Source organism: Streptomyces sp. NPDC046862 (genome assembly GCF_040704615.1).
GTDB lineage: Bacteria > Actinomycetota > Actinomycetes > Streptomycetales > Streptomycetaceae > Streptomyces.
Genome location: NZ_JBEYXP010000019.1, coordinates 56,079 through 73,549, shown reverse-complemented (window position 1 = coordinate 73,549; position 17,471 = coordinate 56,079). Strand labels below are relative to the sequence as shown.

Here is a 17,471-nt window from a genome sequence, read left to right as displayed (position 1 = left end):
CATGCGGACCTCTGCTTTCCGCCGTACGCGTACGACATCTGCCGTGGCCGGCGTGGCGGCCCTTCTGCTGCTCACCGGCTGCGGCGCCGCCGACATGACCAAGCAGGCCTCGCCCTTCGCGAACGCCCAGGGCTCGAAGACGGTGACCCTGTCCGTGCAGTCCTGGGTGGGCGCGCAGGCGAACGTGGCCGTCGCCCAGTACCTGCTCGAACACAAGCTGGGCTACCGCGTGGACACCGTCCAGGTCGACGAGGTCCCCGCGTGGGACGCGCTCAGCCAGGGCCGCGTCGACGCGATCATGGAGGACTGGGGCCACCCCGAGCAGGAGCAGCTGTACGTCAAGGACAAGAAGACGATCGCCCCTGGCGGTGAGCTCGGGGTGACCGGGCACATCGGCTGGTTCGTGCCGACGTACTTCGCCAAGCAGCACCCGGACGTCACGAACTGGAAGAACCTCAACAAGTACGCCGAGGACTTCCGCACCGCCGAGAGCGGCAGCAAGGGCCAGCTTTTGGACGGCTCCCCGTCCTACGTCACCAACGACAAGGCGCTGGTGAAGAACCTCGACCTGGACTTCCAGGTGGTGTTCGCCGGCTCGGAGGCCGCGCAGATCACCCAGATGCGGCAGTTCGCCAAGGAGAAGAAGCCCTTCCTGACCTACTGGTACTCACCCCAGTGGCTCTTCAAGAAGGTGCCGATGACCGAGGTGAAGCTCCCGCCGTACAAGGAGGGCTGCGACGCCGACCCCGACAAGGTCGCGTGCGCCTACCCGCACACGCCCCTCCAGAAGTACCTGAACGCCGACTTCGCGCGGTCCGGCGGCAAGGCGGCGGCCCTGCTGAAGAACTTCAAGTGGACCACCGAGGACCAGGACCAGGTCTCCCTGATGATCGCCGACCAGAAGCTCACGCCGGAGGAGGCGGCGAAGAAGTGGGTGGACAGCCACGAGTCCACGTGGAGGGCGTGGCTGCCCCGCTAGGCGAGGTGTAGGTCGAGGCGGAACACGCCGTGGTTGAGCTGCGAGGCCCCGCACGGGGCTCCGCCCCGCCGGTCGGGAGCCGGCGGGGCGGAGCGGTAGGACACGGGCGGCCCGAGGTCAGCCGCTCGTCCTGCGGCGTCGCCACCGGACGAGGGCGGCGCCGGCTGCGAGGAGTGCGGCGGCGATACCGGCGAGGGCGAGCGCCTCGGTGCCGGTGGAGGCCAGGCCACCGCCCCCGCCACCGCTCTTCTCGGGCGGGGTGGACGGCACGGACTTGCCGGGTGCCGGGCTGCTGTGCCCGGGGCTCGGCGTGTGGCTTGCCGGGGCGGTCGGTTTGCCGGTGGAGGTCGGCGTGGGCGTCGGCGTGCTGCCTCCGCCGCCACCGCCCCCGCTACCGCCCCCGCCGGACGGCTTGACTCCGCCGCCCAGGAGAAGCAGCTGGTGGTTGTCCGCGCTCGAGGTCATCGTCCTCGCGGACGTCTTCGTGGAGCGCGGCAGGTTCTTGTGCTCCACCTTGAACTGGGTGCTGGAGACGTTGCGCTTCGGGGCCTTGGAGAAGTCGACGCCGCCCAGCACGCAGACCTTCTGCCCGCACGCGAAGCTGAAGTCGCCCTGAGTGAACGACTTGTAGTACTCCTTCCACGTCTGGCGCGGGGTCCAGGTGCTGTTGGCGCCCCGCAGGGGCCACTTGGCCACGTTGTCGCTGTTGATGATCGACCGGTACTGGGTGGCCTGCTGCTGGTCCTGCTCACGGACGTACTCGGCGGCTACCCGGGCGCTGTAGACGCGGCGCAGATCCGCGTACTGGGGGGCGGTGTTGATCTTCTTCTCGATGTCCGGGACGACGAGCGTCCGTACCAGCGTCTGGTACGTGAGGCGCTGGGCGGCCGACAGGGCGCAGCTGTTCGGGGTCGGGGTCTTCACCGTGGCCGCGACGGAGTTGACCTGCAGCGGGGCGGCCAGGATGTAGAGGCCGTTGCTGTCGGCGCGGACCTGCGCCGGCTTGGGCACGATCCAGTTCCGCTCGACGGATCCGCAGGGCAGGCCGGCGCGCCGAATCGCGTCCACGAGTTGCAGGCCGATGCCCTGGCGCGGGTCCAGGTCCTTGGCGAAGTCGTGCTTCATCTGCAGGTCGGCCTGGAGCAGGACGCGGCCCGCGTCGGTCTTCCCGAACGTGTGGTCCATGACCTTGTCGGGCTGGTCGGGGTTGAGGTTCACCCAGAACTTGTCCGGCGTCAGCGCCAGCCAGGTGAAGAAGGAGTCGGAGATGAGCCGCGCCTTCTCCTTACCGCCGTAGCCCAGGCCGGCGGACTCGTCGACCATGTTCGCGGAGTACGCGTAGTTCAGGGCCCGGCCGCGAACGGGCTTGCCCACGTACGAGAGTTGGAGGGTGGAGAAGTCGACGCCGCCGGGTCCGCGGACGCCCATGCCCTCGGGGTCCTCCTCGCTGATGAGCTGCTCCTGGTGGGCCATCTCCTGCGGGGTCTCCTCGGACCCCTCGATGACCTGAGAGGCCGCGCCCCCGGGCACCTCACCGGTGTTCAGGTTCGGGTCGGCCGCGGTGTACGGGCCGGGCTCGTACAGCGGCTCGCCCTCGGAGATGTGCTCGTAGCTGAGGACGCGGTCGGCGTTGCCCGGCTTGGCGGCGAGCCTGTCGAGGTATCTCGTGGTGGCGCGGGACTTCTGTTCCCCGTTGACGTAGATCATGCGGGCGTCGCTGCGCTGCGGGTCTTCGAGGAACTTCTCGTTGGCGAAGTCCTGGGTGGAGTCGCGGTCGGGGCCCGCCTTGAACTCGACGAATTCCTTGGTCTTGTAGTTGACGGCGTCGAACCTGCGGACCAGCGGTTTTCCCTTCACCATCACCGGGTTGCCGTTCTCGTCCAGGATGGGGACGTCCTCCTGGCAGAGCCAGTCGGGCCCTAGCAGTCCCAGATCCTCGACCGCCTTCTTCTCGAAGGCGTTGCCGCGCCTGTTGTTGTTGTTCGGCCGGATCCAGCCGCCGCGCAGCCAGTCCGCGAAGGTGTGGAACAGGGGTTTCGGGTTGTCGGCGTTCTTGTTCAGGTAGTCCCGGTACTGGGCGAGGACCCGCTCCCGGCTGTTCGCGGGATACCTCCCGTACGGCTTGGTGATCGTGTCGAGGATCTCCTTCTGCTTGACCGGGTCGTCAGGCAGGGTGAGCCCGTCCAGGGCCTGCCGGGGAGCGTCGTAGCCGTAGCTGTCCCAGTCGTCCGCGCCGCGTTGGGTGATGCCCTCGTCCCAGGGCAGGGAGGTGGACGCATCACCCTTCAGCTTGTACGTGGCGGCGCAGGTCTTGCCCTTCGCCGCGTACGCGGTGCCCTGGAGGGACGCGAGCCCCGTGATGGTCAGGGCGCCGGTGCAGGCGAGCGCCAGGGCGGTGTTCCGCCACCGCTGTATGCGGTGCGGTATCGGTATCGGTATCGATTCCGGTATCGGTGCCGGTTCGGTTCTGGTTGTCACGTGGGTTCTCCAACGGAGCCCCGCCAGTGGGTGGTTGGCGGCGCCGTGGGGCCCCCGTGACAAGAGTGGCGCAGCCAGGTGCCACACAGTAGGGACTGCGTCTCGTCGTTTCTTGGCTTATCGCACGCCAAATCCCTTTACACACGCAATCCTTACTGTCTTCTGCAACGCACCCCTTACGCTCGCCCCCATGAACCCGATCGACACACCCGAGTGGGCCGACAACCCCCGGCTGAACACCTGGCTCGCCACACAGCGGGAGGCGTTTCCGGCGTGGGCCGAGGAGTACGGCGGCGGCTGGGACTTCGCGATCGATTCGCTCGACCGGCTCGAAGCGCTGCTCCGCGACCGGTTCGCCACCTGGGAGGAGGCGAACGCCGCCGCCGACGGACCGCTCCTGTCGGTCGCGGCCTGGTACTTGGGGGAGACACTGATCGCCCGCTCTGGTGCCCAGTGGCGGTGCGTCCCCACGACGCCGCCCCCGGATCTCCCGGCGGGCGGACAGCCGATCCTGATCATTCCCCTGGAGGCGATGACGGACGAGGAGTTGGAGGCGCTGGAGGACGAGGCGGAGCTCGGCGAGGATCCGCGGCCGTACGTGGATCCGGCCGCCCAGATCCGCTCCCTGTTCGCCGTCGGTCCTGACCACCGGCTGCGGGACGCGCTCGAATGGTTCGAGGACTTCGAGGAGTGGCGGAGCGGCGTTCGCGACTGAGGGCTCGCGGAGGATCACCATGCGGGCGGGCGAGTGGCATTCCGCAGACCCTCAACAACCTGCCGCTGCCCCGGCCTTCTTCGGGGCCGAGGTGATGACCGTGGCAGGCGGACGGTCAGCGGGCGGGTTCGTTGCCGTGGGTGTTCTCGGAGCCGGCCGGCTCGGCGACCGGTGTCTCCCCGAACCGAGCCAGCAGCAAGGTCCCCGCCACCGCGACGGCGAACCCCAGCACCGCCAGCCACGTCAGCCCCTCGCGCGTACGGTCCCCCAGCCACACCACGCCCACCGTCGCCGGGCCGATCGTCTCGCCGATCACCATCCCGGCGGTGGCCGTCGTCACCGAGCCGCGTTGGAGGGCGGAGGTCAGCAGCACGAAGGCGGCGCCTGCGCCGATCAGCAGCGCGTAGGTCGCCGGATTGGTGAGCAGGGCCTTCGGCGTCAGGCCGTCGATCAGCCGGACCGCCACCTCCACCACACCGAAACCGAAGCCCGCCCCCAGCCCGAGAAGCAACGCCCGCCCGCGCCCCGCCAACCGCCCGCCGACCGCTCCCAGCAGCGAGACCCCCACGGCCGTCCCCAGCATCGCGTACTTCAGCTCCGTCGACCCGCCCCGGTTCCCCTCCGTCCCGGACGCCAGCCCGAGCATCGCCAGCCCGACGCACACCACCGCCACCGCGCCCCACTCCACCCCGCTCAGCCGCACCCGCAGCAACCGCGCCGCGACCACCGCCGTCACCGCGAGGCTTGACGCGAGCGCCGCGCCGACCGCGTAGATGGGTATCGACCGCAGCGCCGCGATCTGCAGCAGGAAGCCGAGCCCGTCCAGCGCCAGCCCGGCCACGTACCGCCACTGCCGCACCGCCCGCAGCAGCAGCGTGGCGTCCGAGCCCCCGTCGGCGCTCACCTCCCGCGTGGCCATCGCCTGCCACACCGTCGCCGTGCCGAAGCAGACCGCCGCACCAAGAGCGCACACCATTCCAAAGAGCACGAAGCGACTGTAGGGGAGCGGCGAAACCCGGGGCCCCTGAACCCCTGAGGGCTGAACACCCCCGCGTCTCTACCGCCTGAGATGGTCGGCCATCCCCCGCAGCGCCAGTGCCGCCCAGCGCTGCAGCCCCGGCCCGAACGTGACGCGAGTGGCCCCGAGTTCACCGAGTTCGGTGGGCGAGGGGCCCTTGCCGTCCAGCCGGGCGACCATGTTGACCGGCCCCTGGATCCCGGACCGCAGCAGCGGCAGCACCTCCGGCGGCGCCTCGATCGGGTACACGCAGTCGGCGCCCGCGGCGACGTACAGCGCGGCCCGCTCGATGGCCCGCCCGGGATCGGAGACACCGAGGGCGAACGTGTCGACGCGCGCGTTCACGAACAGCGCCCCGCCCGCGGCGGCCCGCACCTCGGCGAGCCAGTCGGCGTGCTCCCGCGGGTCCTTGAGTTCGTCCCCGCAGGAGTCCTCCAGGTTGCAGCCCACGGCACCGGTCTCCAGGAGCCGTTCCACCAGTTCCTTCGGCGGCAGCCCGAACCCGTCCCGGACGTCGGCGGACACCGGCACGTCCACGGCCCGTACGATCCGCGCGACCGCGGCGAACATCTCGTCGGCGGGCACGTCCTCGTCCTCGTACCCGAGCGAGGCCGCGACCCCGGCGCTGGGCGTGGCGAGCGCCGGGAACCCGGCCTCGACGAGGACACGCGCGCTGGCCGCGTCCCACGGGCCCGGCAGGACCAGCGGGTCCTCCGGGGTCCGGCCGTGATGCAGGGCGCGGAAGAGATCGACTCCGCTCATGTCGTTCCCGTTGTTCACAGCACTCACGGCGTGTATCCCCCCGGCGGGATCCGGCGGCCGACCATCACCCGGTTCCAGTTGTTGATGGCGACGATCAGCCCGATGAGGTGGGTGAGTTGGGTGCCGTCGAAGTGCTTGGCCGCCCTGTCGTACACCTCGTCCGGCACGAAACCTTCCGTCAGGACCGTCACGGCCTCCGTCAGCGCGAGCGCGGCCCGCTCCCGCTCGTCGAAGATGCCCTCGGCCTCCTCCCAGGCGGCCAGGAGGTCGAGCTGCTTCTCGCTGACGCCGTGCTTGCGGGCGATGGCGAGGTGCATGTCGAGGCAGAAGGCGCAGTGGTTGATCTGCGAGGCCCGGATCACGACGAGCTCGGCCAGGGCGGGATCGCCGAGGCCCTTCTTCGCGGTCGCGCTCAGCGCCGACATGGCCTGGGCGACCGCCGGGTCGAGGAGCCGGGTCCGGACGGTGACCGTCATTTGTGCTGTCCCGCCTGGTAGTGGCCCGGCGTCATGCGGGCGGTGACGCCGAAGCGGTTCCACGCGTTGATCACCGCGATCGCGGAGATCAGCTGGGCCAGCTCGGCCTCCTCGAAGTGCCGGGCGGCCTTCTCGTACACCTCGTCGGGCACGAACCCGTCCGTCAGGACCGTCACGGCCTCCGTCAGCTCCAGCGCCGCGAGCTCCTTCTCGGTGTAGAAGTGCCGTGACTCCTCCCAGGCACCGAGCTGGATGATCCGTTCGACCCTCTCGCCCGCTGCCAGCGCGTCCTTGGTGTGCATGTCGAGGCACAAGGCGCAGTGGTTGATCTGGGAGGCGCGGATCTTCACCAGCTCGTACAGCGTCGCGTCGAGGCCCTGCCGGGCGGCCGCGTCGAGCCGGACCATCGCCTTGTAGACGTCGGGGGCGAGCTTGGCCCACGGCAGACGTGGGGCGGTCTCGGGGGCGTACTCCGTCTTCGTCTCGTCGGTCGTCTCGGTCGTCGTCGTCATGCCCTCGACCCTAGGAGCGAGGCAGCCCAGGGGTATGGTCCATTTCCATGGTGAAACCGTGGGCCACTTATGGCGTCGACCTGCATGTCGAGCCCTCCGGATCCGGTGTGCGCAAGGGGCTGACGGACGCGCTCCGGGAGGCGGTGCGCAGTGGCCGCCTCGCTCCCGGCACCCGGCTGCCCTCCTCCCGTTCTCTCGCCACCGACCTCGGGATCGCCCGCAACACGGTGGCCGAGGCGTACAGCGACCTCGTCGCCGAGGGCTGGCTCACCGCCCGCCAGGGCTCGGGCACCCGCGTCGCGGACGGCGCGGTCCCGCAGAGCGCGCGGCGCCGCCGGCCCCCGCCCCACCCGGAGCCGGGCCGCCCGGTGTACGACCTCATCCCCGGCAGCCCCGACCTGGCCTCCTTCCCGCGCACGGAGTGGCTGAAGGCGGCCCGCCGCGCCCTGACCTCCGCCCCGCACGAGGCCCTCGGCTACGGCGACCCGCGCGGCCGCGTGGAACTGCGCACCGCCCTCGCCGTCTACCTGGCCCGGGCCCGCGGGGTCCGCGCCGACCCCGAGCACATCGTGATCGCCTCGGGCATCTCCCACGCCCTGATGCTGCTCGGCACGGTGCTGCGGCGCCGGGGCGCCCAGGCGCCGGCGGTGGAGTCGTACGGCCTCGACGCCCACTGGAAGCTGCTGGCACGGGCCGGCCTCGGGACGGTCCCGCTGCCGTGCGACGAACTCGGCACCCGGACCGAGGCACTGACCGGCGACCTGACGGGCGGCCTCAGCGGCGTACGGGCGGTGCTGCTCACTCCCGCCCACCAGTTCCCCATGGGCGTTCCGCTCCACCCCGACCGGCGGGCCGCCGTGCTCGACTGGGCCCGCCGCACCGGCGGCCTGGTCTTCGAGGACGACTACGACGGCGAGTTCCGCTACGACCGCCAGCCGGTCGGCGCGCTGCAGGGCCTCGACCCCGACCACGTGGTCTACCTGGGCACGGCCAGCAAGTCCCTGGCGCCCGGACTGCGCCTGGGCTGGATGGTCCTGCCGCCGTCCCTCACCCCCGAGGTCCTCACCGCGAAGGGCGGGACGGACTGGTCGTGCGGTGCGCTGGACCAGCTGACCCTCGCCGAGTTCATCACATCGGGGGCGTACGACCGGCACGTGCGCTCCGTACGGCTGCGCTACCGGCGCCGCCGGGACGCCCTGGTGGACGCCCTGCGCGAGCACGCCCCCGACGTCCGCGTCACCGGGATCGCGGCCGGACTGCACGCGGTGCTCCGGCTCCCGCCCGGTACCGAGGCGTCGGTCGTCCGGGCGGCGGCCTGGCAGGGCCTGGAGGTGCACGGCCTGGCCCGCTACCGCCACGACCGGGCGACCGTCGACCCGCTGGACGCCCTGGTCGTCGGCTACGGGACCCCGCCGGACCACGCGTGGGCGGGGGCGCTGGACGCCCTGTGCAGGGTGCTGCCGTAGGACGGGCATCCAGATCCGTGTACGCGGGTACGAGGAGCCGGTTGGGCAATCGCTGGTTTCGATCACTAGTCTGAGCGCCGGTCGGACGCCGGTCACGTGCCGCGCTCCGGCCCGCACACGTACACCCGACGGGGGAGAGAACATGGCAGAGCAGCGCAGGCGCCTGCGGTCCAGCACGGTCGTACTCGGCGGCATGGGCGTCATAGCCGCGGCCCTCACGTCCTGCGGCTCCGAACCGGACCGCCGCTGCGTGGACCGCGACAGCTACGACTTCGCCAACGGCTACAAGGTCGTCTCCGACAAGAACTGCAAGTCGTCCGGGTCGAGTTCCACGTCGTCCGCCAAGAAGCGCAAGACAGCCGGCGGTAAGACCAGCGGCGGCAAGACGAGCACCACCGACGCCGCCTGGTACTACGACGCCGACGTCAGCGGCCGCTACGCCGACTACGGCACCTTCAGCCGCAGCGATGCCGTCGACCGCGACGGCTTCGGCTGCTCCGGCTCGGGCGGCGGCTGACCGGACGCGCGGACGGACCCGACAAGCCCATGGAACGCCGCACGATCGAACCCCGCCCCGGCTGGCAGCAGACCGTCGAGGAACAGGGGCTCATCTACCCGCTGACCCGCTACCCCGATGACTCCCTGCGCCCCTACTGGGACGAGAGCGCCCACTACGTCTTCTCGCTGCCCGAGGTGGAGGCACTGGAGGAGGTCGTCGAGGAACTGCACGGCATGTGCCTGGCGGCGGCCGCGCACATCGTCGAGCACGACCGGTTCGCCGACCTCGGCATCACCGATCCCCGGCTGGTGGAACTGGTCGCCGAGGCCTGGCACCGCCGGGCCGAACTCCCCTCCGTCTACGGCCGGTTCGACCTGCGCTACGACGGCACCGGCCCGGCGAAGCTGCTGGAGTACAACGCCGACACCCCGACCTCGCTCGTCGAGGCCGCGAGCCCCCAGTGGTTCTGGATGGAGGAACGCTTCCCGGGCGCCGACCAGTGGAACTCCCTCCACGAACGCCTCGTCGACGCCTGGAGGAAGCAGTCCGCCCTGCTCCCGCCGGGCGGCCCGCTCTACTTCGCCCACTCGGCGGGCGACGAGCTCGGCGAGGACCTGATGACGGTCGCCTACCTGAAGGAGACCGCCGAACAGGCCGGCCTCGACACCGACTGGATCTCCGTGGAGGACATCGGCTGGGACCGCCTCTCCGGCCGCTTCGTCGACAAGAAGCTCCGCTTCATCCGCAGCGTCTTCAAGCTGTACCCCTGGGAGTGGCTCACCACCGACCGCTTCGCCCCGCACGTCCTCGCCACCCTCGACAACGGCGGCGGCACGGGCACCACGCTGTGGATCGAGCCCGCCTGGAAGATGCTCCTCAGCAACAAGGCCCTCCTGGCGGTGCTGTGGGAGCTGTACCCGGGCCACCCGAACCTGCTCCCCGCCCACCTGGACGGGCCCCGCGAGCTGGCCTCCGGCAACGGGTACGTGGCCAAGCCGCTGCTCGGCCGGGAGGGCGCGGGAGTGACGGTGCACGAGCCGGGCGCCGACCCCGTCGTCCGCGACGAACCGTGCTGCTACCAGGAGTTGGCGCCTCTGCCGTCCTTCGACGGCAACCGTGTGGTCCTGGGCGCGTGGGTCGTGGAGAACGAGTCGGCGGGGCTCGGCATCCGCGAGTCGTCGGGGCTCGTCACGGACGAGTACGCGCGGTTCCTGCCGCACGTGATCCTCTGAGGAAGGCTCGCCGAGGGCCGGGAACTACCCGCCCAGCACCGCACGGAGTTGGGCGAGCCCCCAGTCCAGGTCCTCCTCGCCGATGACCAGGGGAGGGGCGATGCGCAGGGTGGCACCGTGGGTGTCCTTCACCAGGACGCCCCGGTCCATCAGCCTCTCGGAGACCTCACGGCCGGTGCCGTACTCCGGGGCGACGTCGACCCCCGCCCACAGCCCGCGTCCCCGCACCTCGGTCAGCTGTCCCGTGTCCGCCAACCGGCCGAGCTCCTGGTGCAGATGCTCGCCCAGCCGGGCCGCCCGCCGCTGGAACTCGCCCGACCGCAGCATCGCGATCACCTCCAGCGCCACCGCACAGGCCAGTGGGTTCCCGCCGAACGTCGACCCGTGCTCACCGGGCCGGAACACCCCGAGCACCGCCCGCGACGACACCACCGCCGACACGGGCACGATCCCGCCGCCGAGCGCCTTCCCCAGCACGTACACGTCCGGTACGACGCCCTCGTGCTCGCAGGCGAAGGTCCGCCCGGTCCGGCCGAGCCCCGACTGGATCTCGTCGGCGACGAACAGCACGTTCCGCTCCCGCGTCACCTCCCGTACGTCCGCCAGATAGCCGGGCGGCGGCACCCGCACCCCCGCCTCGCCCTGGACGGGCTCCAGCAGCACGGCGACCGTGTCCTCGGTGACCGCGGCGCGCAGCGCGGCCGAGTCCCCGTACGGCACGACGTCGAAGCCCGGTGTGTACGGGCCGAAGTCCGCGCGGGCCTCAGGATCGGTGGAGAAGCCGACGACCGTCGTCGTACGGCCGTGGAAGTTGCCGTCCGCGACCACGATCCTCGCCCGCCCGTCGGGCACGCCCTTGACCCGGTACCCCCACTTCCGGGCCGTCTTCACGGCGGTCTCCACCGCCTCCACGCCCGTGTTCATCGGCAGCACCATCTCCATGCCGCACAGCTGGGCGAGCCGCTCGCAGAACTCCGCGAACCGGTCGTGGTGGAACGCCCTCGACGTCAGCGTCACCCGCTCCAGCTGGGCCCGCGCCGCCTGAACCAGTCGCCGGTTGCCGTGGCCGAAGTTCAGCGCCGAGTACCCCGCCAGCAGGTCCAGGTACCGGCGCCCCTCCACGTCCGTCATCCACGCCCCGTCCGCCGACGCCACCACCACCGGCAACGGGTGGTAGGTGTGCGCGCTGTGCGCCTCGGCCGCGGCGATCAACCGCTCCGTGGCGCTCTCCGAGGCAGCCACGGCGCCTCCCTTCGCTCCCCTTCCTGCCCCTTCCTATCGTCGCTCCCCGCGACGCTCGCATGATGGACGCGCGAACCCGCTGATCCGGAGCGCCCGGTAGGGTGAGCGGCGGGCCGTGACTGGCGCGCTGGACCCTTACGCAGGGTCCGAGGATGGGACCGACCATCGGGAAGCGGCCCGAGAACCGAGTGCCGTGCGCCTGGGCCGTACCGTGAACGCCGAACGCCACGTCCGGAGGTCCTCAATGTCCGACAACTCTGCGCCTCTCTCCACCGAGTCCACCGCCTTCCGCAGCGCCCTCGACGTCATCAGGGCCGTGGAGCCCCGCGTCGCCGACGCCATCGGGCAGGAGGTCGCCGACCAGCGCGAGATGCTCAAGCTGATCGCCTCCGAGAACTACGCCTCCCCGGCCACCCTCCTGGCCATGGGCAACTGGTTCAGCGACAAGTACGCCGAGGGCACCATCGGCCGCCGCTTCTACGCCGGCTGCCGCAACGTCGACACCGTCGAGGGCCTCGCCGCCGAGCACGCCCGCGAGCTCTTCGGCGCCCGCCACGCCTACGTCCAGCCGCACTCCGGCATCGACGCCAACCTCGTCGCCTTCTGGGCCGTCCTCGCCGACCGCGTCGAGGCCCCCTTCCTGGAGAAGACCGGCGCCCGCCAGGTCAACGACCTCTCCGAGGCCGACTGGGCCGAGCTGCGCCAGGCCTTCGGCAACCAGCGCATGCTCGGCATGTCCCTGGACGCCGGCGGCCACCTCACCCACGGCTTCCGCCCGAACATCTCCGGCAAGATGTTCGACCAGCGCTCCTACGGCACCGACCCGGCCACGGGTCTGATCGACTACGAGGCCCTGCGCGCCAGCGCCCGTGAGTTCAAGCCGCTGATCATCGTCGCCGGCTACTCGGCGTACCCCCGTCTGGTGAACTTCCGGATCATGCGCGAGATCGCCGACGAGGTCGGCGCCACGCTGATGGTGGACATGGCGCACTTCGCCGGCCTGGTCGCGGGCAAGGTCCTCACGGGCGACTTCGACCCGGTCCCGCACGCCCAGATCGTCACCACGACCACCCACAAGTCGCTGCGCGGCCCGCGCGGCGGCATGGTCCTGTGCGACGACTCCCTCAAGGACCAGGTCGACCGCGGCTGCCCGATGGTCCTCGGCGGCCCGCTCCCGCACGTCATGGCCGCGAAGGCCGTCGCCCTGGCCGAGGCACGGCAGCCCGCCTTCCAGGACTACGCCCAGCGCATCGTCGACAACGCCCGCGCCCTCGCCGAGGGCCTGACGCGCCGCGGCGCCACCCTGGTCACCGGCGGCACCGACAACCACCTCAACCTGATCGACGTCGCCACGTCCTACGGCCTCACCGGCCGCCAGGCCGAGTCCGCGCTGCTCGACTCGGGCATCGTCACCAACCGCAACGCCATCCCCGCCGACCCGAACGGCGCCTGGTACACCTCCGGCATCCGCATCGGCACCCCCGCGCTGACCACCCGTGGCCTGGGCACCGCCGAGATGGACGAGGTCGCCGGTCTCATCGACCGCGTCCTGACCACCACGGAGCCCGGCACCACCAAGTCGGGCGCCCCCTCCAAGGCCCAGCACATCCTCGACGCCAAGGTCGCGGACGAGATCTCCCACCGCGCCACCGACCTCGTGGCCGGCTTCCCGCTCTACCCGGAGATCGACCTCGGCTGAGGCAAGCCCGAGCGGCCCCCTCGGCTCCTGGCGTGACTCCCGCGGCGGTCCCGGCTCCGGCCGGGGCCGCCGCGCGGCGTGTCGGAGGCGCGCCTCAGGAGGTGGCGGTGCGGTGTGTTCCTCGTCTCACGGCGGTGAGCCCGTACCAGCTCGCACCGGCCTGATCGAGGAGTATCCGTCCCCGCCTGTGGCACATCTGTTTCAGACCAGTTCCGGAGCGGGCCCCCACACCTGAGAGAATGGTGAGCATGGCCTCTGATCGACCCCGGGTCCTCTCCGGAATCCAGCCCACCGCAGGCTCGTTCCACCTCGGCAACTACCTCGGTGCCGTGCGCCAGTGGGTGGCCCTGCAGGAGTCCCACGACGCGTTCTACATGGTCGTCGACCTGCACGCCATCACCATTCCGCAGGACCCGGCGGAGCTGCGCGCCAACACCCGGCTCGCCGCCGCCCAGCTGCTCGCCGCGGGGCTCGACCCCGAGCGGTGCACCCTCTTCGTCCAGAGCCACGTCCCCGAGCACGCGCAGCTCGCCTGGATCATGAACTGCCTCACCGGCTTCGGCGAGGCGAGCCGCATGACCCAGTTCAAGGACAAGTCCGCCAAGCAGGGTGCCGAACGGGCGAGCGTCGGCCTCTTCACGTACCCGATCCTCCAGGTCGCGGACATCCTGCTCTACCAGGCCAACGAGGTCCCCGTCGGTGAGGACCAGCGCCAGCACATCGAGCTGACCCGCGACCTCGCCGAGCGCTTCAACGGCCGCTTCGGGCAGACCTTCACCCTGCCGAAGCCGTACATCCTGAAGGAGACGGCGAAGATCTACGACCTTCAGGACCCGTCGATCAAGATGAGCAAGTCGGCATCGACCCCGAAGGGGCTGATCAACCTGCTCGACGAGCCCAAGATGACGGCCAAGAAGGTGAAGAGCGCGGTCACCGACACCGACACGGTCATCCGCTACGACGCCGAGAACAAGCCGGGTGTCAGCAACCTGCTGACCATCTACTCGACCCTCACCGGGGCCGGAATCCCGGAACTGGAGGAGAAGTACGCCGGCAAGGGCTACGGTGCGCTCAAGACGGACCTCGCCGAGGTCATGACCGAGTTCGTGACCCCGTTCCGGGAGCGCACCCAGCAGTACCTGGACGACCCCGAGACGCTCGACTCGATCCTGGCCAAGGGCGCAGAGAAGGCGCGCGGTGTCGCGGCGGAGACACTCGCGCAGACGTACGACAGGGTCGGCTTCCTGCCCGCCAAGCACTGAGCCGCCCGGCCGCCCTCCCCGCACCGAGCCGCGCCACCGTACAGTCGATAACACGAGCGGCAGTCACCCCTGCCCGCTGACGGCAGGGACACGGCACGGGCACGGAGACAGACCACAACCGACCGCACGCACGACATCAGACGACACCAGACGACAGGAGACGACGTGGGGACCGTAACGATCGGTGTCTCGATCGCGGTCCCGGAGCCTCACGGCAGCCTGCTCCAGGAGCAGCGCGCGGGCTTCGGCGACCCCGCGGCTTCCGGCATTCCCACCCACGTCACCCTGCTGCCGCCGACCGAGGTCGACGACTCCGCGCTGCCCGCGATCGAGGACCATCTGACGGAGGTCGCGGCCGCCGGGCGCCCCTTCCTGATGAGGCTGTCGGGCACGGGGACGTTCCGGCCGCTGTCGCCCGTCGTGTTCGTGCAGGTCGCCGAGGGGGCCGAGGCCTGCACTTGGCTGCAGAAGCAGGTCCGGGACGCCTCGGGTCCGGTGGCGCGCGAGCTGGCCTTCCCGTACCACCCGCACGTCACGGTGGCGCACGGCATCCCCGACGAGGCGATGGACCGGGCGTACGAGGAACTGTCGGAGTACGAGGCGGAGTGGCCCTGCACCGGGTTCGCGCTGTACGAACAGGGCGCGGACGGGGTGTGGCGCAAGCTCAGGGAGTTCGTGTTCGGCGGGGTTGTCGTCCCGCCACAGGCGGCGCCGCCGACGCTCCGCGGGGTGGGCGGGGAGCGCCTCGGGTGGGGCGGCTGACGTTTTTCGCGGCTGCGGGTCCGTAGTGGCTGGTCGCTCCCCCAAGTTCTCGGCTTCGCTCGAACCCGGGGGGACCCCCATCGCGGCGGAGCCGCATATCCAACACAGCCCCGCGCCCCTTTGGGGCGCTACAGCGGCAGCCTCCTGAACAGCGACCGCGGTACGTGCCGGAGCGCCGACATCACCCAGCGCAGTGCCCCGGGCACCCACACCGTCTCCGACCGGCGGCGCAGGCCCAGCTCGATCGCGGTGGCGACCGCCTCCGGGGTCGTCGCCAGGGGGGCCTCCGGGAGGCCGGCGGTCATGCGGGACCGTACGAAGCCGGGGCGGACGACCATGACGTGGACACCCGTGCCGTGCAGGGCGTCGCCGAGGCCCTGGGTGAAGGCGTCGAGGCCGGCCTTGCTGGAGCCGTAGATGAAGTGGGAGCGGCGGGCCCGCTCGCCCGCGACCGACGACAGCACCACGAGCGAGCCGTGCCCCTGGTCCTGGAGCGCCCGTGCGCACACGAGCCCGGCGGAGACCGCGCCCGTGTAGTTGGTCTGGGCGACGCGCACCGCGGCCAGCGGGTCCCGCTCGTCGTTCGCCTGGTCGCCCAGCACCCCGAAGGCCAGCAGCACCATGTCCACGTCGCCCTCGGCGAACACCTTGCCGAGGGCCGTGTCGTGGGAGGCGGGGTCGAGCGCGTCGAAGGCGAGGGTGTGCACGTCGGCGCCCAGTGCGCGCAGGTGTGCGGCCGCGTCGTCCAGTTCGGGCGAGGGGCGTCCGGCCAGCCACACCGTGCGGGTACGGCGGGTGATCAGCCGGCGCGCGGTGGCCAGCGCGATGTCCGACGTGCCGCCGAGGACCAGCAGGGACTGGGGGATACCGAAGGCGTCCTTCATGACAGCTCCCGTGAGTCAGCGAGGGATAAGGGGGTCACTGGAGATCGAGGCGGCGGGCCAGGTCCGACACGAAGACGCCGCGTGGGTCCAACGTCCGGCGCAGTTCCCGGAATTCGGCCAGCCGGGGGTACATGGCCGCCAGCAGCTCCGGCCGCAGCCGGGCGTCCTTCGCCAGGTACACACGGCCCTCCGCCGCCGCGACCTCCTCGTCCAGTTCGTCGAGGAGGGCGGCGAGGCCCGGCAGGCCGGCGGGGAGGTCCAGCGCGAGCGTCCAGCCGGGCATCGGGAAGGACAGCCACCCCGGATCGCCCTCCCCGAAGCGTTTCAGCACGGCGAGGAAGGACGGGCAGCGGTGGCGCGAGATCCGCTCCACGATCCGCCGCAGGGCCTCTTCGCGCCCGTACCCGACGACGAACTGGTACTGGACGAAGCCGGACCTGCCGTAGACGCGGTTCCAGTGGGGGACCCCGTCGAGGGGGTGGAAGAAGGTGGCGATGCGTTGCAGTTCGCCCGTGCGCGCGGGGGGCGCCTTGCGGTACCAGAGCGCGTTGAAGACACCCACGGTCGTCCGGTTCAGAAGCCCTTCAGGGACGTGGGCGGGGACGGGGAGGGCCGGGAGCCCCCGCGTCCGGAACCGCAGCGGAGTTCTCCGCGCGCGAGGGGGCAGCGCGTCCAGGGGCGCGTGGTCGCCGCGGGTCAGGACCGCGCGGCCCGTCGAGGTGCCGCGCGCGAGGAGGTCGATCCAGGCGACGGAGTAGCGGTAGCGGTCGTCCGTCAGGGTGAGGCGGGCCATCAGGTCGTCCAGGTCGCGGACCCGTTCCGTGTCGACCGACATCAGCGAGGTCTCCACCGGCAGCAGCCGTACGGTCGCGTTGAGGATCACACCGGTCAGGCCCATGCCGCCCGCCGTCGCCTCGAACAGGGGCGTCCCGCGGCTCACGGTACGGATCCCGCCGTCCGCCGTCAGCAGCTCCAGGGACAGCACATGACGCGAGAACGAGCCCGAGACGTGGTGGTTCTTGCCGTGGACGTCCGCGCCGATCGCGCCGCCGACCGTGACGTACCGCGTCCCGGGCGTGACCGGCACGAACCAGCCCAGCGGCAGCAGGACCTCCATCAGCCGGTGCAGGGAGACACCCGCGTCGCAGAGCACGGTCCCGCCGTCCACGTCGATGGCGTGGACACGGTCCAGACCCGTCATGTCCAGCACGGCTCCGCCGGCGTTCTGTGCCGCGTCCCCGTACGCCCGCCCGAGCCCCCGTGCGATCCCCCCACGCGCCCCATGCGCCCCGCACGCCCGGACGGCGGCCGCGGCCTCCTCGTAGGTGCGCGGGCGGATCAGGCGGGCGGCGGTGGGTGCGGTGCGGCCCCAGCCGGTGACGGGGACGGCGACCGCGGGAGGGACCGTGTCGGCGGGCATGCCCGCGACCGTATCGCCACCAAAGGAACACAAGGGGCATATCGTCGCGATCGCTGTACCGCGTC

Annotated in this window: 16 protein-coding genes and 1 riboswitch; of the genes, 8 read left to right on the top strand and 8 right to left on the bottom strand. The window is 71.3% G+C overall.

Translation table 11 applies throughout. From position 1 onward, the window contains the following. Nucleotide 1 precedes the first annotated feature (1 nt). Nucleotides 2–979 carry an ABC transporter substrate-binding protein gene (locus AB0959_RS22135; RefSeq protein ID WP_366828150.1) on the top strand — a complete coding sequence of 326 codons (978 nt, stop codon included), beginning with the start codon at nt 2–4 and terminating at the stop codon, nt 977–979. A gap of 117 nt (nt 980–1,096) precedes the next feature. Here AB0959_RS22135 and AB0959_RS22130 read toward each other — a convergent pair whose 3' ends face one another. Further along, nucleotides 1,097–3,457 carry an LPXTG cell wall anchor domain-containing protein gene (locus tag AB0959_RS22130; protein WP_366828148.1) on the bottom strand — a complete coding sequence of 787 codons (2,361 nt, stop codon included), beginning with the start codon at nt 3,455–3,457 and terminating at the stop codon, nt 1,097–1,099. Nucleotides 3,458–3,647: 190 nt separating this feature from the next. Between AB0959_RS22130 and AB0959_RS22125 the strand changes: the two genes are divergently transcribed. Next, entirely contained in the window at nt 3,648–4,172 is a 525-nt protein-coding gene (locus tag AB0959_RS22125; protein WP_366828147.1) for a hypothetical protein, read from the top strand. 115 nt (nt 4,173–4,287) lie between these two features. On the opposite strand, the gene AB0959_RS22120 is transcribed toward AB0959_RS22125, so the two are convergent. The 4 genes from AB0959_RS22120 to AB0959_RS22105 form a co-directional block, all read right to left on the bottom strand. Further along, on the bottom strand, nt 4,288–5,148 hold the full coding sequence (locus AB0959_RS22120; RefSeq protein ID WP_366828242.1) for a DMT family transporter: 861 nt from the start codon (nt 5,146–5,148) through the stop codon (nt 4,288–4,290). A gap of 81 nt (nt 5,149–5,229) precedes the next feature. Then, entirely contained in the window at nt 5,230–5,952 is a 723-nt protein-coding gene (locus AB0959_RS22115; RefSeq protein ID WP_366828241.1) for an isocitrate lyase/phosphoenolpyruvate mutase family protein, read from the bottom strand. A gap of 23 nt (nt 5,953–5,975) precedes the next feature. Beyond that, the gene (locus tag AB0959_RS22110) at nt 5,976–6,428 is read right to left on the bottom strand and encodes a carboxymuconolactone decarboxylase family protein (protein ID WP_366828146.1); all 453 of its coding nucleotides are present in this window, start codon (nt 6,426–6,428) and stop codon (nt 5,976–5,978) included. Further along, nucleotides 6,425–6,940, bottom strand: a complete 516-nt coding sequence (locus AB0959_RS22105; RefSeq protein ID WP_366828145.1) for a carboxymuconolactone decarboxylase family protein — start codon at nt 6,938–6,940, stop codon at nt 6,425–6,427. The genes AB0959_RS22110 and AB0959_RS22105 overlap by 4 nt, the downstream gene beginning before the upstream one ends. Nucleotides 6,941–6,987: 47 nt before the next feature. Here AB0959_RS22105 and AB0959_RS22100 point away from each other — a divergent pair, with 47 nt between their 5' ends. From AB0959_RS22100 to AB0959_RS22090, 3 genes are all read left to right on the top strand, one after another. Next, complete coding sequence (locus AB0959_RS22100) at nt 6,988–8,406, top strand: PLP-dependent aminotransferase family protein (RefSeq protein WP_366828144.1); 1,419 nt, start codon at nt 6,988–6,990, stop codon at nt 8,404–8,406. A 142-nt stretch (nt 8,407–8,548) separates the two neighbouring features. Next, nucleotides 8,549–8,923 carry a hypothetical protein gene (locus AB0959_RS22095; RefSeq protein WP_366828143.1) on the top strand — a complete coding sequence of 125 codons (375 nt, stop codon included), beginning with the start codon at nt 8,549–8,551 and terminating at the stop codon, nt 8,921–8,923. A gap of 29 nt (nt 8,924–8,952) precedes the next feature. Then, the gene (locus tag AB0959_RS22090; protein WP_366828142.1) at nt 8,953–10,137 is read left to right on the top strand and encodes a glutathionylspermidine synthase family protein; all 1,185 of its coding nucleotides are present in this window, start codon (nt 8,953–8,955) and stop codon (nt 10,135–10,137) included. Nucleotides 10,138–10,161: 24 nt separating this feature from the next. Here the strand turns inward: AB0959_RS22090 and rocD are convergent, their stop codons facing one another. Next, the gene (gene rocD, locus AB0959_RS22085) at nt 10,162–11,379 is read right to left on the bottom strand and encodes an ornithine--oxo-acid transaminase (protein WP_366828141.1); all 1,218 of its coding nucleotides are present in this window, start codon (nt 11,377–11,379) and stop codon (nt 10,162–10,164) included. Between the two features lie 105 nt (nt 11,380–11,484). Then, a riboswitch (ZMP/ZTP riboswitch) is annotated at nt 11,485–11,591 on the top strand. A gap of 32 nt (nt 11,592–11,623) precedes the next feature. Between rocD and AB0959_RS22080 the strand changes: the two genes are divergently transcribed. The 3 genes from AB0959_RS22080 (at nt 11,624) to AB0959_RS22070 (ending at nt 15,102) form a co-directional block, all read left to right on the top strand. Beyond that, nucleotides 11,624–13,078: a glycine hydroxymethyltransferase gene (locus tag AB0959_RS22080; protein ID WP_366828140.1), complete on the top strand. Its 1,455-nt coding sequence runs from the start codon at nt 11,624–11,626 to the stop codon at nt 13,076–13,078. Between the two features lie 248 nt (nt 13,079–13,326). Beyond that, a complete protein-coding gene (gene trpS / locus AB0959_RS22075) occupies nt 13,327–14,340 on the top strand; it encodes a tryptophan--tRNA ligase (RefSeq protein ID WP_366828139.1) in 1,014 nt (337 codons plus the stop codon). A gap of 165 nt (nt 14,341–14,505) precedes the next feature. Then, nucleotides 14,506–15,102 carry a 2'-5' RNA ligase family protein gene (locus tag AB0959_RS22070; protein WP_366828138.1) on the top strand — a complete coding sequence of 199 codons (597 nt, stop codon included), beginning with the start codon at nt 14,506–14,508 and terminating at the stop codon, nt 15,100–15,102. Between the two features lie 128 nt (nt 15,103–15,230). On the opposite strand, the gene AB0959_RS22065 is transcribed toward AB0959_RS22070, so the two are convergent. Both AB0959_RS22065 and AB0959_RS22060 read right to left on the bottom strand, forming a co-directional pair. Beyond that, nucleotides 15,231–15,986: a decaprenylphospho-beta-D-erythro-pentofuranosid-2-ulose 2-reductase gene (locus AB0959_RS22065; RefSeq protein ID WP_366828137.1), complete on the bottom strand. Its 756-nt coding sequence runs from the start codon at nt 15,984–15,986 to the stop codon at nt 15,231–15,233. A gap of 34 nt (nt 15,987–16,020) precedes the next feature. Beyond that, nucleotides 16,021–17,406, bottom strand: a complete 1,386-nt coding sequence (locus AB0959_RS22060; RefSeq protein WP_366828135.1) for an FAD-binding oxidoreductase — start codon at nt 17,404–17,406, stop codon at nt 16,021–16,023. Between the last annotated feature and the right edge of the window lie 65 nt (nt 17,407–17,471).

Excerpts from the sequence above, each read along its gene's own strand:
- AB0959_RS22135 (WP_366828150.1), top strand. The coding sequence starts at position 2 with ATGCGGACCTCTGCTTTCCGCCGTACGCGTACGACATCTGCCGTGGCC.
- AB0959_RS22125 (WP_366828147.1), top strand. The coding sequence starts at position 3,648 with ATGAACCCGATCGACACACCCGAGTGGGCCGACAACCCCCGGCTGAAC.
- AB0959_RS22120 (WP_366828242.1), bottom strand. The coding sequence starts at position 5,148 with ATGGTGTGCGCTCTTGGTGCGGCGGTCTGCTTCGGCACGGCGACGGTG.
- AB0959_RS22115 (WP_366828241.1), bottom strand. The coding sequence starts at position 5,952 with ATGAGCGGAGTCGATCTCTTCCGCGCCCTGCATCACGGCCGGACCCCG.
- AB0959_RS22110 (WP_366828146.1), bottom strand. The coding sequence starts at position 6,428 with ATGACGGTCACCGTCCGGACCCGGCTCCTCGACCCGGCGGTCGCCCAG.
- AB0959_RS22105 (WP_366828145.1), bottom strand. The coding sequence starts at position 6,940 with ATGACGACGACGACCGAGACGACCGACGAGACGAAGACGGAGTACGCC.
- AB0959_RS22100 (WP_366828144.1), top strand. The coding sequence starts at position 6,988 with ATGGTGAAACCGTGGGCCACTTATGGCGTCGACCTGCATGTCGAGCCC.
- AB0959_RS22095 (WP_366828143.1), top strand. The coding sequence starts at position 8,549 with ATGGCAGAGCAGCGCAGGCGCCTGCGGTCCAGCACGGTCGTACTCGGC.
- AB0959_RS22090 (WP_366828142.1), top strand. The coding sequence starts at position 8,953 with ATGGAACGCCGCACGATCGAACCCCGCCCCGGCTGGCAGCAGACCGTC.
- AB0959_RS22080 (WP_366828140.1), top strand. The coding sequence starts at position 11,624 with ATGTCCGACAACTCTGCGCCTCTCTCCACCGAGTCCACCGCCTTCCGC.
- trpS (WP_366828139.1), top strand. The coding sequence starts at position 13,327 with ATGGCCTCTGATCGACCCCGGGTCCTCTCCGGAATCCAGCCCACCGCA.
- AB0959_RS22065 (WP_366828137.1), bottom strand. The coding sequence starts at position 15,986 with ATGAAGGACGCCTTCGGTATCCCCCAGTCCCTGCTGGTCCTCGGCGGC.
- AB0959_RS22060 (WP_366828135.1), bottom strand. The coding sequence starts at position 17,406 with ATGCCCGCCGACACGGTCCCTCCCGCGGTCGCCGTCCCCGTCACCGGC.